Origin of the sequence: [Flexibacter] sp. ATCC 35208, from assembly GCF_001975825.1 — a bacterium.
Classification (GTDB): Bacteria; Bacteroidota; Bacteroidia; order Chitinophagales; family Chitinophagaceae; genus Chitinophaga.
Map to the genome: position 1 here is coordinate 47,563 of NZ_MTKN01000018.1, position 17,159 is coordinate 64,721.

A 17,159-nucleotide genomic window follows, 5' to 3' on the forward strand; every position below is an offset into this window, starting at 1 on the left:
AACTTATTTTACACTGATCGGGCTGCCATCAGTGAGATAAGCACTGCCGGAAATAATGAGTGCACCTGCCTGTTCCAGTCCTTTGCTAATGATCACCTGGTCTTTTTCCATACCACTGATAGTCACGGTGATTTTCTTTGCAGTTTTGTTATCGTTGGTGATGAATACATAACCAGTACTGCCATCGCCTTCCATCAGGGCATCGTAAGGAATGGACCATGGACCATTGTTTGCTGCTGTTGCGCCATCACCTGCAGACCTGCCGGCTTTAGATCTACCAACACCTACAGGCTTTCCGGTTTCAGATCCACCAACACCCACAGACCTGCCGGCTTCTGATCCACCAACACCCGCAGGCCTGCCGGCTTCAGATCCACCCTCACCCACATTCGCCTGATTTTTCGTTTTCCCACCTCCCGGCTGAATCGTCGCCTTGCCAAACATGCCATAGGCAATAGCTGCAGGCTTTACACCATTCAATCGAATATCTGCTTTGAATGTACCACTGGTCTGATTCAGACCTTCTGTTTTACGTACTACAGTACCTTCAAAAGTCTTTCCTGCTACTGATTCAATTTCAATCATCGCTTTGTCCTGTGCCTGGATCGCCGCCCATTGTTTATTGCTCAGGTCTACGCGCAGCAGCCAGTTGCCGGAAGCTGCACCATTAGTTTCGAAGATGGGGGTACCGGCTTGCACCAGTTGACCTTCGTTAGCGAGTTTGCGCAATACATATCCGTTAGAGGTGGCACGGATCTGTGAATGGCTACGATTGAACTCAGCCGATTTGAACTGTTCCCCTGCAATGCTCATCGCTGTTTTTGCATTCTGCAATTGTTCCAGCGTGGCTACGCTATCCTGGTATAAGTGTAGTACGCGGTTGTAGTCACGCTGTGCTTTTTCAAAGCCCAGTTGTGCCTGTGTAACCTGTGCATTGATCTCAGTAGGATTGAGCGTGGCCAGTACCTGGCCGGTTTTGATAGCATCGCCTTCTTTCACAGCGAGGCTTTGAATGATACCACCGGTTTTAAAAGAAAGCATAGTTTCATCGTCAGTAGTAAATTGTCCGGATACGGCTATGGTAGCGGCACCTGTGCGTTGACCATTCAGTGGCAACAGTTTTACCGGAATGACTTCAGTGGTGTTTTTGTTTTCAGCAGCTTTGTTATCTCCACAGGAAATAACGAAGACAGCGAGAAAAGGCAGTAGTAAGATGGCGTGAATAGTTTTCATATATCGACGTTTAATATTGTTATTATAACTGGTAAGCGGCGGCCTGCAATTCAATGTCGACCATAGAAGTTTGTACCCCTGCAAAAGCAACAGCTACCTGCAGGCGTGCGTTGGTTAATTGGTTTTGTGCATCCAGCAGTTCCAGGTAAAGGAGCTGACCGGCTTTATATACTTTGAATTGATCGCGGTAATATTTTTCAGAAAGTGCGAGTTGGGTTTGAGCATTCTGATAATTAGCAACAGCCGTATGGTAGTTGTTGTACGCCGTGGTGAGTGCGAGTTGCAGCGAACTGTAAATTTCGTTGTAAGTAGCATCGACCGTTTTTATTTCCATGGCAGCCTGTTGTGCTTTGTGCTTTTGCTGACCAGAGGTGAAGAGGTCCCACTGCAGGTGTACGCCCCAGAGGTAATAGCGGGTTTTATTGTCTACACTCCAGTTGAAGCCCTGTGAACCAAGATCCAGGAAGGTGCTGAGTTTCGGAACGAGGTAGGAGTTGTATTGTTTGTATTGCAGACCTGCGATCTTTTTTTGCTGTTCCAGCTGTTGTAGTTCTTCTCTGTTTGTAATCGTGCCGGTATCGGCTACAGGCAGGAGGGAAGCAGAAACAAAAGTAGTGGTGTCCAGAAAAATAGTATCGTTCAGTGGTTTGTTGAGTAGGAAATTGAAATATGCTTTTGATAAGGTGCGTTGGTTTTCAGCGCTGGTGATATTGGTGATAATCTTTTGTTGTTCTGCCTGAGAGCGGGTCAGGGCAGTGGTATTAGTCACCCCGTTAGCAATAAAACTTTTATTGACCCTGATATTTTCATCTACGAGCAACATGGCGGCGTTGTAGATTTCAACAGCGCGGCAGCTTTGGTAGTACTGGTAGTAGGCGGTTTTGAGATCCTTCACCAGTTTACGCTTATACACGTTCACAGATGCCTGTTGCAGGGAAATGCTTTCGTTGCGGATTTTGTTGGCATACCAGATCTCAGTGTTTATGAGCGGGAGGGTGGTGTGCAGTTTGACGTCGTAGAAATTATCAGGGTTGAGGAGCACGGATTGATTTTTCAGCTGGGGAAACTGGTTGCTGCCCGTGAGCTGATTGAGACTCGAGTACACATTGTTCAGCAAATCCCCGAGTGGAAGGTCGATGGTACGGCCACCGGCAGCACGGGTATAATCACCTTCCAGGCTCACGCTGGGGTAAAAGAGTGATTTGGCTTCCTGCAGGGCATACAGCGATTTGTCCAGCTGGAAATTGCGCTGCTTGAGGCCCTGGTTGCGGGTAAAGGCTTCCCGGATGTAGTGCTCAAGCAGCGTATCCTGGGCAGAAAGGCGGAAAGATGCGCCCAGAATAGTTATTATGAACAAAAGTCTTTTTTTTATGTGTGTTGACATAATGAACACTGTTTAGTAAAGTGGTATAAAAAAAGACACGTTAAGTGTCAATGAAAAGAAGGATTGTTTGTCTGTGTCAACCTGATGGTTCACACAGACAATTTATTTCTGGATAATTTGCATAAACTCTTGTATTGCAGACTGGACAAGAGCTGCCTGCTCTCCTTCATTCAACCTGGTCACTTTCATTCTGTCACGGATAGAGAGGGCGATAATGCCATGTCCTAAACCCCAAATGATCATTCCTGCCTTTACAGGATCAGAGAAACGGAGGGAGTCTTTTGCAGCACTTACTGTATCCAGCAGGAACTCAAAGGAGCCGTTACAATTTTCCCAGAAGTCATCTTCCTGAACCGCTTTCATAGGAGAGCGGAGGATGAACATAAGGTCGTAGAGGTCCGGGTTGGCAATCCCGTATTCGATATATGCTTTCAGCAATTCACGCAGTCGCTGCATTGGATCGGCAGAGACAGCATGCACCCGGAAGTATTCATGCATCTGATCAAACGCTTCGCGCTGGATCTCGTAAAACAATTCGTCTTTATCCTTGTAGTACAGGTAGATGGTAGCAGGAGAATACTCAATCTTTTCTGCAATGTTGCGGATAGAGGTTTTCTCATATCCATCTTTTACAAACATCTCCATGGCAGCGCCGATGATCCGCTTCCGCATCTCCTGTTTTTCTCTTTCTTTCCGATCAGAAATCCCCATAATGATTTACTTTACGATGCAAACTTACTGAACAGTGTTTAGTAAACCAAATAAAAACAGATACCGGGCATTATTTTCATTTTCTTTTGCCGTCTGTAGGGCCTCTTCGTCCAAAAAAACTTCTTTGGCCCAAGGCATATGAAGATTTTTTTGCTACATATTCTTGGAAATTTGGAATTTCCCGCTTTATCTTTGCATCAGTTCTTTAAGATATCTTATCAAGAAAGGCAGAGGGAAATGGCCCTGCGAAGCCTTAGCAACCATCCTGTTCCACCAAACAGGAAAGGTGCTACATCCATCCCGGATCAAACCGGGAAAGATAAGTCAGTAGATTTGATCGATATTACTCAATATACTTTTAAACTCACCTGACTATCCAGGTGAGTTTTTTTATGCCCACTCCTTTCTGATAAGCTCTAACGGAATCCTGTTTAATCAATTTCATCATCAACTAAAAAACAAACCGATGAGCAACATCACCAACCTCCTCCATTCCATTCCGGTAGATCCATTAACAGGTGCAATCGCAGTCCCAATCTACCAGACTTCCACCTTCGTACAGGAAGCACCCGGCGTGAACAAAGGCTATGACTATGCCCGTACCAACAATCCTACCCGCGAAACATTAGAGAAGATCGTGGCCGGCCTGGAAGGCGGCAGTACCGGCATCGCATTTAGCAGCGGACTTGCAGCTATCGATGCTATATTAAAACTCCTGCAGTCAGGAGATGAAATCATTGCAGTAGACGATATTTACGGGGGCGCTTTCCGTCTTTTTGACAAGGTGTACAAAAAGTTCGGGATCAAAGTCACTTATGTAGACACCAGCGATGTACAAAACGTTCTGGACGCCATCACACCGGCTACAAAGCTGATCTGGCTGGAAACACCCACTAATCCAACTTTAAAGATCTCAGATATCGGGGCGATTGCGAAAATTGCCAAAGCCCATCACATCCTCTTTGCCGTGGACAATACCTTTGGTACCCCGGTATTACAGCAACCACTGTTGCTGGGTGCAGATATCGTTATCCACAGCGCCACCAAATACCTGGGTGGCCATAGCGACCTGATAGCAGGTGTGGTCGTCACCAAAGAACCTGCATTGGGCGCCGAAATCAAATTTTACCAGAATGCCTGTGGTGCGATATTGTCACCATTCGACAGTTTCCTGTTAATTCGTGGTATCGAGACCGTTCACCTCCGGGTGCGCCAGCATTGTGCCAATGCAAAAGAGGTTGCACGCTTCCTGGAGCAGCACCCGTTGGTCGATAAAGTATTTTATCCCGGCCTTTCATCACATCCTCACCATGATATTGCGAAAAAGCAGTCTAAAGGATTTGGAGGCATTGTGAGTTTCACCCTAAAAACAGATACGGAGGCAGCTGCACAGCAATTTGTGACCAGCACCAAATATTTTAAGCTTGCTGAAAGCCTTGGAGGTGTTAAAAGTTTGTTATGTCATCCGGCTGCCATGACCCACAAATCTATCCCTGACGAAACGCGCAGAGCCGCCGGGGTAGCGGATAGCCTGATCCGTTTAAGCGTGGGACTGGAAGAACCGGAAGACCTTCTGGCGGACCTCGCTCATGCCTTTCATCAAATTCAGTCCGCAACGGTCGCTATTTTTAACTGATAGTTCGTAGTTTGCAATACTGCAAACCATACTGAATGAAGAATTATCTGTTGTTGACCATAGGGGCAATATTTCAAAGCTGCTTAGTTTTTGCGCAGCAGGGATCCCTTACGGTACTGAAAGATATTACGCTCATAGACGGCAGCGGCGCGCCAGTGCGCCAGCATGCAAATATGGTGATCCAGGCAGACAAGGTAGTTTCCTTTCCGGATACTAAACACCTGCCTAAAAACGCCAGACGCATTAACATGAACGGCAAAACGGTCATGCCGCTGCTGATCAATGCCCATGGGCACCTGGGACTGATAAAAGGAAATACAGCTACCGCCAATAATTACACGGTCGGGAATGTAAAACGGCAGCTGGAACAATATTTACATTACGGCATCGGCGCCGTATTGAGCATGGGTACTGACCAGCCATTGATCTGGCCACTGCGCGATTCTTCTCAAAAAGGCGCCATTCCCGGTGCAACCGTTTATACGGCCGGCTACGGCTTTGGTGCTAATGGTGGCGTACCTCCCGGCGCATTTGGAAAACATATCCAACGCCCCCTTACTCCTGAAGCAGCAACGGCTGCCATGGAACAACTGGCGGACCTACATCCTGATTTTGTAAAGATTTGGGTGGATGGAAACCCCAAAGTGACGCCTGAAATTTACCAGGCGATTATTACTTCCGCCCATGCCCATGGTATTAAAGTAGCTGCCCATGTCTATTATCTGGAAGATGCCCGCAATTTAGTGAACGATGGCATCGACCTGCTGGCACATAGTATCCGTGATCAGGTGGTAGATAATGCTTTCATTACCCTGATGAAAGAAAAAGGTACTTATTATATTCCCACACTCTCTTTAGACAGATATAATTTTGCATACGGTACGCAATGGCCTGCCTGGATAAATGATGACTTTTTTATTCACTCCCTTGAACCAGGTGTATACGATGAATTAAAAAGTATGCCCCAGAAGAACGATAAGGACCGTGAGAAAAAAATCAAAGCCTTCAACATCGCAAAAACAAACTTACATAAACTGGACAGCGCCGGTATCCCCATTTGTATGGGTACTGACTCTGGTGCACAACCCACCCGTGCACAGGGCTTTTCAGAACACCTGGAACTGGAACTGATGGCCGAAGCAGGGCTCACCCCACTCAAAGTTATTACCTGTGCCACCGCCAATGGCGCAAAATTGCTAAACGGCGCGCATCATTCAGGAACTTTAATACCAGGAAATAAAGCAGATTTTATGATCCTTGATGGCAATCCTGCAGAGGATATCAAAGCCACCAGGAGCATTACCGCAATTTGGAAAAATGGAAAGGAAATAAAATGAAATTGAACAGAAAGATCTTTGCCATTAGCCTTTGCACAGGGCTACTGGCTACCACAATGACCTTTGGGCAACACAAGAGTAAACACTATCACAAGGCGGCAGCAAAACCACGCGCCACTGTTCCGGCAGGTATCACGTTTACGGCTACACAGCAGGTACAAATCAGGAAGTCTTTTTACTTTCTCTATACGTTGGAAAGAAAAGGAGAAGCCCATGATATCGTGCAAAAAGATGCGGTATTTAACACCATCGCAACTGAAAGAGCCACCCGTTTACAAACGGCACTCAGCAACTGTACCGATGCAGCCTGCCTGGGCGAAGCGCTGGAATGGACCCCGGACGAAATCCGCAGAACAGGAGATGAGTTTGTACAGTTAGTAAGCACTAACAGTGATATGACGGAGATGGTACAACGCCTGAAAGTAGTGAACCGTTACCCGGTATATGACGAAGAAAATGATACGGCTTATATCCGCAAAGTATGGGGAGATATCGCTACCGGTATGAACCACATTTACGAAGTGTATTTACAGGGTGAACGCCCCCGCTATGCAGCGATCGATAGCGCTTCTTTACAGCCATCTGATTTACCTGCTGTGAAAACAGGTTTACAGCACAAGATGGGAGGGGCCTTCTATCGTCAGTCATTACAGGCAGCTCTCACTGCACTGGAAGTAAATGGCAGGGATGAGGCCACCCGTTACGAACCACTGTACGCCGGTAGTAATGCGGCTGCCTTTAAAAGTTCCCGTTTGATTTACTGGAATGCCTACAAGTACAGTGTGATCCTCGTGCCCGGTGCAGGTCCTGGAAAGAAAGGACAAAGCATGGATTCAGTAGGTGTGTATCGCTGCAAACTGGCTGTGGAAGCTTATAATAACAAACTCGCACCTTACATCGTTGTTTCCGGTGGACATGTACATCCGTACAAAACGCCATTCTGTGAGGCGGTGGAAATGAAGAAGTACCTGATGTCAAAATTGGGTATTCCGGATAGTGCCATCATCATAGAACCGCATGCAAGACATACGACGACCAATATCCGTAATACGGAAAGGCTGATGTTCCTATTTAATATGCCGGCGGCCAAACCGGGACTTATTATTACCGATCCGATGCAGTCGCTGATGATCGAGAAGATGGCGCCCCGTTTTGTAAAAGAAATCGGCTATGTACCATATAAGGAAATGGAGAGAGTGGATGATACGACGAACAGGTTCCTGCCGGATGAAAAGGCATGGCAGGAAGATCCTAATGATCCGCTGGATCCGTGATATAAATGCTACCACTTCGGCAGGATGACGCACTACGCCATCCTGCCGGACTGTTATTATTAACTACCCCTTTGGCAAGCTATCACTGGCTGGAATCACTTCACGCTCCATCCACTTCTTCCCCTTCAGCACCCTGGTCACCATCATCGCAGCTACCGTATCACCTGTTGCATTTAATACAGTAGCCAGCGGATCCACCAGCGTACCAACTATCATCACCGCTGGCAAAGCCGCCACCGGAAATCCATAAACAGACATTACAAGGAGTTCCCCGATGTACCCGCCATTAGGGACGCCTCCTTCCACAATACTCACGATCACCGTAATCCCCAATGCCAGCAGGATCGTATCCACCCCCGAAAAATCCCTTCCAAACAGCGCAAATACCACCCCGATCTTTACAATCGAAGAAATACTGGACCCATCCTTATGCAGGGTTGCACCTAACGGTATCACAACATTATTAATACTTTCCGGCACCTTCATTTTCTTCCCCGCTTCCAGGTTGGCAGGAATGGTCGCAATGCTACTACAGGATCCTAAAGCGGTCAGGGAAGGCACAATATTATATTTCCAAAATGTAACAATCCCTTTCCACCCACCGGCCAGAAAAGCATAAAAGGAAAACCCCACGAAAAAGTAGACAATACCAAAGCCATAATAAATCTTCATAGAACTGGCATAGGTCACGAACAACTGCGGACCCAGTTCCGCAATCTGGCAGGCGAAATAAACACCCAAACCTAATGGCGCCATCACCATAATAATGTCGAGGAAGCTCTTCATGACCGCATTGGCCGATAGCAGGAACTTCCTGAAAGGTGCACCTGCTTCCCCGGCTTTCAGGGCCGCAAAGCCCATAATAGCGGCAAAGATTAACAACGGTAGCATATTCTTCCTCGATAAGAGGGAAAAGAACTCCTCTGTGGTCAGTAATCTTACCAACTGATCTCCCCAGTTACCCGCATCTTTGAGGTCCGGCAATGACCCCGGAACGGTCACTACCGCCTCCAGTGGAAAAAACCAGATCACCACAATCGTAAAAAATGCAGCTATTAATATAGTAGAAAGGAATACCAGCCCCATGGCAGACATGATCTTACCCAGTTTCTGCCCCGGATCAATATTGGCAATGGCTGCAGAAATAGCAAAAAACACCAGCGGTACGACCGCAATAAAGATCAGGTTAAGGAAAATATCACCGATGGGTTTCAGGATCAATACCCGTGGCCCTAGCGTGAGACCCATAATGCTGCCGGTAATGATCCCTCCCAGCAAAAGCAGGATGCTACTATAGTTCTTTAATAATTGACGCATAAGGATGTAATATAGAAAAAAACTGCCGAAGGCAAAATCTGCACATTCGAAGGTTAAAATTTTACCAGATAAAAATATTTTTAGACTTTAAATGTAAAATTGACAATTATTACTATCTTGCCTCCCGATGCAGGAGCACCCGTTGTGAAACCAGACACCGTAACATTCCACATAATATGAATAAACTAGCCAACATTGATTACATCATCTTTGTAATCTACTTCCTGGTAGTCGCTTCTTATGGTTACTGGATTTACCTCCGGAAAAAGAAGGCCACTATGAGTACGAAAGATTTCTTCCTGGCAGAAGGATCACTCACGTGGTGGGCCATAGGCGCTTCCCTTATTGCATCCAACATTTCAGCTGAACAATTCATTGGTATGAGTGGCAACGGCTTCTCTGTCGGTATCGCCGTTTCTGCCTATGAATGGATTGCTGCCGTAGCCCTCATTATCGTAGCAGTCTGGTTTATTCCTGTTTACCTGAAGAACAAGATCTACACGATGCCACAGTTCCTCAAAACCCGTTATAATGAAACGGTGGCGCTGATCATGGCTGTATTCTGGTTATTCCTCTACGTGTTCGTCAACCTCACGTCCATCCTGTTCCTCGGTGCACTGGCCATCAACAACCTGGTAGGTGCTGAACATTTTCACATCATCATGGTGGCCCTGGCTATATTTGCTCTGGTCATCACGCTAGGTGGTATGAAAGTGATCGGTTATACCGATGTGATCCAGGTGATTGTACTGATCATTGGTGGCCTCGCTACTACGTGGCTGGCACTGACCATGGTGAGCGAACACTTTGGCCTTGGCAAAGATGCACTGGCTGGTTTTAATGCACTCATGAAAGATTCTCCCGATCACTTTGAGATGATCCTCAAAAAACCTGGTCCCGGTGCTTCGCAGGAGTACATCAACCGTTATCTCTTATTGCCTGGTATCACTATTTACTTTGCAGGCCAGTGGATCATCAACCTGAACTACTGGGGTTGTAACCAATACATCACACAAAGAGCACTGGGTGCGGATCTGAAGACAGCCCGTAATGGTATTCTCTTTGCGGGTCTTATGAAACTGATGATGCCTGTGATCGTGATGTTGCCTGGTATCGCCGCTTATGTATTGTACAAGAATGGTGGACTGCAGGGCGAAATGGCCCCGGGTGGTCAATTCAATGCGGACAATGCTTATTCTGCTGTGCTGACCTTCCTGCCAAATGGTCTGAAAGGCTTGTCTCTCGCGGCGTTGACAGCTGCTATCGTAGCATCACTGGCGGGTAAGGCAAATAGTATTTCGACGATCTTTACACTGGATGTTTACAAAAAATATATCAATAAAGAAGCTGACGAGAAAAAGCTGGTATGGACAGGTCGCCTTACGATCGTTGTGGCCATGCTGGTGGCCATTGCCTTTACATGGAACGACCTGTTAGGTATTGGTGGTGCTGGTGGTTTTACCTTTATCCAGAAATATACAGGTTTTATCAGTCCTGGTGTATTCGCCATGTTCCTGCTCGGTATGTTCTGGAAGCGTACCACTGGTGCAGCGGCAGTAGCAGGTATCGTAACCGGCTTTTTACTTTCCGTGGTGTTCAATAACTATGCAGCGGAATGGTTTGGACATGAAACGTGGTTATACACTGCGTTCCTGAACAGCAAGGGGGTATATGAAATTCCATTCCAGATCTGTATGGGCTGGGCATTCTTCTTTACCCTGTTGGTGATGGTGATATTGAGCCTGGCAGGTCCGGCCATCAATCCGAAAGCCTTCCAGCTGGACAAAGCGATGTTCAAACTGGCACCGTCTACCATCGTTATGATCGTAATAACGCTGCTGATACTCAGTGCCCTGTACATCCGCTTCTGGTAAACATTTATTTAGTCTCTACAAGCTGTATGAACTCTCAGTAATTTTTGCAGATTACAGCTATTCAATAACGTGAACTATGTTATACGAAGGTCGAATTCATTCGACCTTTTTTTTATGCCTGTAATAGACCGGTTGGCAGGTGAAGGCTGTTGGCCGCCGTGATCTTTTTCCCGGTATACCTTCAGCTGGCGCATGCCAATAGCCATACCCCGCATATCAGGAGGCTGATTTTATTGCTGAAATACTGTTTTTCTGAAAATGGTTTTCATTCCCCGGTGGTGAATTCCCACTTTTCATGCAGGTTTTTATTGCTGCTTGAATTTATTCTAACTTCACTTCTCTCACTGTTCCGTTTCCCGCCAGATCTTCCGCTACCGCTACGACCTTTCCACCAGCAGGCAAACTGGCTGCGTTATAATACCAGTCCACGCCATTCCTGCCTAATACAGCCTTGCCTCTTTCCAGCATAGCGCCTGCCGCATCAAGCACCCGTACTTCCACTTCCGCTACCCTGAATTCATCTTTTGCTGTAACGATTACAGTCGTTTCTTCGAACCGGATTTGCTGTACTTCGGGTGACTTAAAAGCATCTTTTATCGCCATGTTATAAGCATTCTGTCCGGCTCCTGCTTTGGACTTATAATAAGCCTTTAGCTCAGGATCCAGTAGGATCATCTTTGCATATGCCGCTGCCACCTGCATTTTATACCTGGCTTCCAGCTGCTTTTTAGTCGGTTTTTTCTTCGACGGACCACGTTTCTTGGCCATAATGATCTGGCCATTCCGTTCGTAAATCGTGAGTTGATCGCCAAGGGTACCTCTGACGAGTTGGAGGAGTAAACTGTCTTTAACAAGTGCCATAACAAACAATTTATAGGTGATAGGAATGAAGGTACTATACCGCTTGCAACTACGGTGAAGCTTTTATACTAAATCAGCACTAAATGAGTACTAATACATCACTTAATGTGCACCTCAATATCGAATTGATATAGAAGTGTAGTTATAATGTACTTATAGTGTAGTTGAGATGTATGATTGGTCATAAAGCTTCCCTATACTTTAGTGGGCTATCCAATAAAGGCTAAATTCACCTGTGAGGTATTACCTCCGGTTAAGTTCCGGGAACGATTGCGTAAATAAACACGCGTAATAAGTTGTTCGTTAGAAAATTAGCCGTTAAAATTGTTGAAGGAGCATGAATAATAAGGAGGGACATTTTGTAGCAGTAACCCGATATTCTCCGACAATTCTATCAACCACTTGAACACGTCTATGAAATAGTTATAAGATTCTAAACATTGAATTCCACTTATGAAAGGATTAATTTTCTTCATGACCATCCTCCTGGGATGTATGGAGGTGTTTGCCCAGTCGTATCAGATTTCTGGAACAGTTACCAGCAAAGAATCCGGCGATAAATTGCCGGGGGTTACCATTCGTATTAAAAACACGAATACGGGTACCCAGACTGATGCCGACGGACAGTTTCACCTCAAAGTTCCCAATGGACAAACGGTCTCTCTGGTACTGACCTATGTAGGCTACCAGACACTCACAGTGAACGCTTCACCATCCAACACGGTAAAGGCACAATTACAACTAGCGAACAACAACATGAACGAAGTAGTGGTAGTTGGCTATGGCACCGTATCCAAAGGCAACTTTACCGGTGCTGCTTCTTCGCTGAATGCGCAGAAAGAACTGAAAGACGTACCGGCCAATACCGCTGCCGAAGCACTGGCAGGCCGCCTGGCAGGTGTGCAGGTCACGACTACCGAAGGTAGACCCGGTGCTGATATCCTGATCCGTGTAAGAGGCGGTGGCTCTATCACACAGGACAATTCTCCGCTCTACATTGTAGATGGTATACAGGTTGAAAATGCGCTCTCTTTATTGTCACCACAGGAAATTCAAAGTATCGATGTACTCAAGGATGCTGCATCTACAGCCATCTATGGTGCCAGAGGTGCGAATGGTGTGGTGATCATCACCACCAAAGGGGGGAAAGACATGCCGACCCGCGTAAATTATGATGGCTATATGGGGGTACGCAGTATTGTGAACGAACTACCGGTTTTATCGCCGTATGACTATGTAAAGTACCAGTATAAACTGTACAACTATCAAACCGACGATGATACCAAAAATGCTTTCAGGGATAAGTATGGTCGCTGGGAGGATCTTGAATTGTACAAACAGGTACCGGCTACTGACTGGCAGGATGAAGTATTTGGCCGCAATGCCACGAACAATACCCATGTGGTCACGGTAACAGGTGGTAGTAAAACTTCGTCTTTCAATCTCACGCTGAACAATACTTCCGAACAGGGTATCATGCTGGAATCCGGTTATCGCCGTACCATGGCAGCATTCCGTTTTGATCATACTGCCAGCAAACGTTTGAAGGTAGGCATCACTACCCGATACAGCCGTCAGCGGGTAGATGGGGTAGGTACTTCAAATACGGGTTCGCAGGGTACTAACCGCCTGCGCAATGCCGTACGTTACAAGCCGTTCATCGCTCCCGGTGATGAAGATGTGGTGGATGTATTTGATCCTGAATATGCGAATCTTACGAACCTCACGAATCCTGTGTTACTTGCACACAATGAATTGAAATATGATTACCGTAATGATGCTAACCTGAATGGTTATCTGAATTTCACGATCCTGGATGGATTGACCTTCCGGAGTACGGTAGGTTTCACCAGTACAGGCACGCGTACCAATACTTACAATGGATATGTTACATCCGTTGCGCGTTCTAATGCAGATATGCCGGTAGTCACTATTGCTACAGGAGAAACGACGACCCTCACCAATTCAAATACGCTTAGTTATAACAAAAACTTTAATAATAAACACCAGATCGATCTGCTGGCCGGTCAGGAAATTTATATGCTGAAAGGGAATTCTCAGAGCACTACTGTCAAGTGGATGCCTGTGGATCTTACACCGGAACAGGCATTTGCCGGTATTCAAAAGGCCACGCCGCCTACCGGACAAATACAGGATCCGCCTACTACCAGCGTGACCCAAAACAGGCTGATCTCATTTTTTGGCAGGGCCAATTATGGGTACAACAACAGGTACCTGGCCACACTCACCCTGCGCTATGATGGGTCTTCCCGGTTCAGTTATGAAAATGGTTTTGCTTCCTTCCCATCTATAGCGCTCGCATGGCGGGTGACACAGGAAAATTTCATGCGGAATATTCATTGGCTTTCTGACCTGAAACTACGCGCTACACTGGGTACTGCGGGTAATAACCGCATCTCGGAAGACCTGTTCAAAACCATGTATGGTACCAGCACCAGCTCCTATGCCTTTGATGAATCTGTGACTCCTGGTACTGCTCCTTTGTCTTTAGCAAATCCACGACTGAAATGGGAAACGACCGTATCCCGCAACCTCGGTCTGGACTTCGCTGTATTAGATAACCGGATCAGTGGTTCCGTGGATTATTATTACAACAATACCCGCGATCTCCTGCTGGCTGCCCAGATACCTCAGACAACCGGTTATAGCAGCCAGATCCAGAATGTAGGGAAGACACAAAATAAGGGGCTGGAGCTACAGATAGCGGCGGTGGTGATCAATAAGAAAAAAGTGAGTTACAATGTGTCTTTCAACATTGCGGCGAACAGAAATAAAATTGTGAGTCTGGGTACGGATCCTACCGGTGCTCCCTTGAAATCTTATTACGCCCAATCCGGTTGGGTAAATAGTCTGAACGACTTCCTGGTACAGGTAGGACAGCCAATCGGGCAGTTTTACGGCTATGTCACCGATGGCTATTACAAAATCGAAGATTTCAATTACGACGCCGGCACACAACATTATACACTGAAATCAGATGTGCCAAATACCAGCGCGGTAGCCCTTGGTAGCCGTGAAGTGCAACCCGGTGACCTCAAACTGAAGAAGCTGTCAAAAGATACTTCCAAAATCATTGGACTGAATGACAGACAGGTTTTGGGCAATGCCCAGCCGAAGTTCTTTGGTGGTTTTAACCAGCAGTTTACATGGAGGGGATTTGACGTCAGTGTTTTTGTCAACTTCTCTTATGGCAACAAGGTATACAATGCGAATAAGATCGAATTTACCACTACCTATCAATACAAAGACAACAACCTGATCAGGGAGATGAAAGATGCGTGGAAATGGTATGGCGACAATGGTGCACTGGTAACAGATCCGGATCAGTTGCAGGCGTTGAACAAAGATACTAAATACTGGTCAGCACCTGCGGGCAACTACTTCCTGCACTCCTTTGCTATAGAAGATGGATCCTTTATCAGGATCAGTAATCTGACCATCGGGTATTCACTGCCAGCTACCTTGCTGAAGAGAACCCATGTCTTCTCCCGTTTCAGGGTGTATGCCACAGTCAATAACCTGTACACATTTACAAAGTATACGGGCTATGATCCGGAGGCCAATACCCGCCGCAGCAACCCGCTCACGCCGGGGGTGGATTATGCGGCTTACCCAAGAAGCCGTTTCATACTGGGTGGTGTCAATGTTTCTTTTTAATGGATTAAACGATTTGATTATGTACGCGTACATACGTTCATTCTTTATACTTATCATTTTTGTCACAGCATTCAGTGCGTGCAAAAAATACCTGACGATCGAGAACCCGTCTACGATATCGCAGGATGCTGTATTTACCAGTGTATCCAATACGAATGCCGCTGTGGTAGGTGTATACGCCATGTTGATCGGCGATAATGGATACGGTAACCGTATTTCCTGTTTGTTTCCACAATCATCCGACGATTTCAAAACGTCCGGTGACTATAGTGCTGACGACAGAAGAGGGATCAGTACTTATGGTGCCAGTGCGGGGAATAGTGATTTGCCGAACCCTTTCAACCAGTTGTTCAAAGGAATAGAGAGAGCGAATATTTGTATCAAATATATCCCGTTGTCTCCTTTGTATAATGGTGGTTCTGCAACAGAGCAGTCACAGATGAAGAAGATGTATGGAGAGGCATTGACCTTGCGTGCGCAGTTTTACTTTGAAGCGTTGCGCAACTGGGGCGATCTGCCCGCACAATTGGTGCCCGCCGCAGATCTGGCGGATATGTACCTGCCCAGGACTGACAAGGATTCCATTTATCAGCAATTGCTGGATGATCTGGCAGTGGCGGAAGAATTAGTGCCCTGGAGAACGGAATCACCCGATCAGAATTTACGACTCACCAAAGGTGCGGTGAAAGGGATCAGGGCCAGAATTGCACTGGCAGTGGGCGGATATTCATTGCGTACGAATCCTCATGTGATGGCGAGAAGAGATGATTATAAAAAGTTCTACCAGATAGCTTATGATGAATGTGCGGATATTATGGCACATCCTGAACAGCATTCGCTGAACCCTGTGTATGAAAATATCTTCAAGTCATTGCATACATCTACGCGAACAGACGATGCGCATGAACTGATGTTTGAAATTGGCGCCTATGGTGGGAATGCCAGTACAGATAGTAAGCTGGGTTATTACAATGGCCTGAAGCATAATACCTCTTCCCGCTTTGGTGGCGGTGGTGGCGGCATCAATGTATTGCCCACGTATTTTTATGAATTTGATTCCATTGGCGATTGTCGCCGGGATGTGACCATTAACCTGTTTGAAATAGATGCAAATAGTCAGAAGATAGCGGTAACAGCTGGGGTGATGACGGATGGTAAGTATCGCCGTTCCTGGACGAGCATTACCGGTACATCGCAGAATCTGGCTATCAACTGGCCGATACTTCGGTTCTCTGATGTATTGCTGATGTATGCAGAGGCAGACAATGAAATCAACGAAGCGCCTTCTGCAAAGGCGCAGGATGCTTTGCTTCAGGTACAGAAAAGAGCTTATGTAGGGCACCTGGACCGGTTGCCTGAAATACCTACAGATAAACAGGGATTCTTTGATGCTGTCGTGCATGAAAGGTTGCTGGAATTCGGGGGTGAAGGGATTCGGAAGTATGATCTGATCCGCTGGAACCTGCTGGCTACAAAGTTGACAGAGACAAGGGATAAGTTGCGTCAGTTTATGAATGGAGAGGGGCGGTATGCGAATGTGCCTTTGTACCTCTATGCAAAAGCGGCGACGTATAATCTTACGAATTCAGTGGATGAAACACAGACGCTGGATTTGTATGGTGGACCGGTATCACAGGTGTTGTTTGAACCGGGATTGGGGTCTTCTTCTGCGCCTTCGGGGTATACAGCCAAGAGTTGGCGGGCGGCGGTGAATGAAGATTACCTGACGGGGGCGAGGAAGGGGTATGCGATTTATTTTGAGGCGAATAAAAAAGAGCTGTTTCCTATTCCAACAGATGCTTTGAATAGTAATTATAAGCTGGTACAAAATCAGGGGTATTAGTTTTTGTTGAT

General features: G+C 46.4%; 11 protein-coding genes and 1 riboswitch. Of the genes, 6 read left to right on the forward strand and 5 right to left on the reverse strand.

Annotated elements, in window-relative coordinates; translation table 11 throughout:
- Positions 1–3: 3 nt before the first annotated feature.
- From BW716_RS13245 to BW716_RS13255, 3 genes are all read right to left on the reverse strand, one after another.
- On the reverse strand, positions 4–1,233 hold the full coding sequence (locus tag BW716_RS13245) for an efflux RND transporter periplasmic adaptor subunit (protein WP_083723043.1): 1,230 nt from the start codon (positions 1,231–1,233) through the stop codon (positions 4–6).
- 22 nt (positions 1,234–1,255) lie between these two features.
- A complete protein-coding gene (locus BW716_RS13250; RefSeq protein WP_083723044.1) occupies positions 1,256–2,617 on the reverse strand; it encodes a TolC family protein in 1,362 nt (453 codons plus the stop codon).
- Between the two features lie 102 nt (positions 2,618–2,719).
- On the reverse strand, positions 2,720–3,328 hold the full coding sequence (locus tag BW716_RS13255; protein ID WP_083723045.1) for a TetR/AcrR family transcriptional regulator: 609 nt from the start codon (positions 3,326–3,328) through the stop codon (positions 2,720–2,722).
- Between the two features lie 212 nt (positions 3,329–3,540).
- A riboswitch (SAM riboswitch) is annotated at positions 3,541–3,654 on the forward strand.
- Between the two features lie 140 nt (positions 3,655–3,794).
- On the opposite strand from BW716_RS13255, the gene BW716_RS13260 reads away from it, so the two are divergent.
- The 3 genes from BW716_RS13260 to BW716_RS13270 are packed head-to-tail and all read left to right on the forward strand — an operon-like array spanning position 3,795 to position 7,575.
- Positions 3,795–4,964 (forward strand): PLP-dependent aspartate aminotransferase family protein, encoded by a 1,170-nt coding sequence (locus BW716_RS13260; protein ID WP_083723046.1) that lies wholly within the window; start codon positions 3,795–3,797, stop codon positions 4,962–4,964.
- 35 nt (positions 4,965–4,999) lie between these two features.
- Positions 5,000–6,301, forward strand: a complete 1,302-nt coding sequence (locus BW716_RS13265; RefSeq protein WP_083723047.1) for an amidohydrolase family protein — start codon at positions 5,000–5,002, stop codon at positions 6,299–6,301.
- Entirely contained in the window at positions 6,298–7,575 is a 1,278-nt protein-coding gene (locus BW716_RS13270) for a YdcF family protein (RefSeq protein ID WP_083723048.1), read from the forward strand. The genes BW716_RS13265 and BW716_RS13270 overlap by 4 nt, the downstream gene beginning before the upstream one ends.
- A gap of 63 nt (positions 7,576–7,638) precedes the next feature.
- Here the strand turns inward: BW716_RS13270 and BW716_RS13275 are convergent, their stop codons facing one another.
- Positions 7,639–8,892, reverse strand: coding sequence for a dicarboxylate/amino acid:cation symporter (locus BW716_RS13275; RefSeq protein WP_083723049.1), 1,254 nt, complete (start codon positions 8,890–8,892; stop codon positions 7,639–7,641).
- 176 nt (positions 8,893–9,068) lie between these two features.
- Between BW716_RS13275 and BW716_RS13280 the strand changes: the two genes are divergently transcribed.
- On the forward strand, positions 9,069–10,766 hold the full coding sequence (locus tag BW716_RS13280) for a sodium/solute symporter (protein WP_083723050.1): 1,698 nt from the start codon (positions 9,069–9,071) through the stop codon (positions 10,764–10,766).
- 321 nt (positions 10,767–11,087) lie between these two features.
- Here the strand turns inward: BW716_RS13280 and BW716_RS13285 are convergent, their stop codons facing one another.
- On the reverse strand, positions 11,088–11,627 hold the full coding sequence (locus tag BW716_RS13285; protein WP_083723051.1) for a hypothetical protein: 540 nt from the start codon (positions 11,625–11,627) through the stop codon (positions 11,088–11,090).
- A 453-nt stretch (positions 11,628–12,080) separates the two neighbouring features.
- Here BW716_RS13285 and BW716_RS13290 point away from each other — a divergent pair, with 453 nt between their 5' ends.
- On the forward strand, positions 12,081–15,305 hold the full coding sequence (locus BW716_RS13290; RefSeq protein ID WP_083723052.1) for a TonB-dependent receptor: 3,225 nt from the start codon (positions 12,081–12,083) through the stop codon (positions 15,303–15,305).
- A gap of 19 nt (positions 15,306–15,324) precedes the next feature.
- Positions 15,325–17,148: a RagB/SusD family nutrient uptake outer membrane protein gene (locus tag BW716_RS13295; protein ID WP_083723053.1), complete on the forward strand. Its 1,824-nt coding sequence runs from the start codon at positions 15,325–15,327 to the stop codon at positions 17,146–17,148.
- The last annotated feature ends 11 nt before the right edge of the window (positions 17,149–17,159 follow it).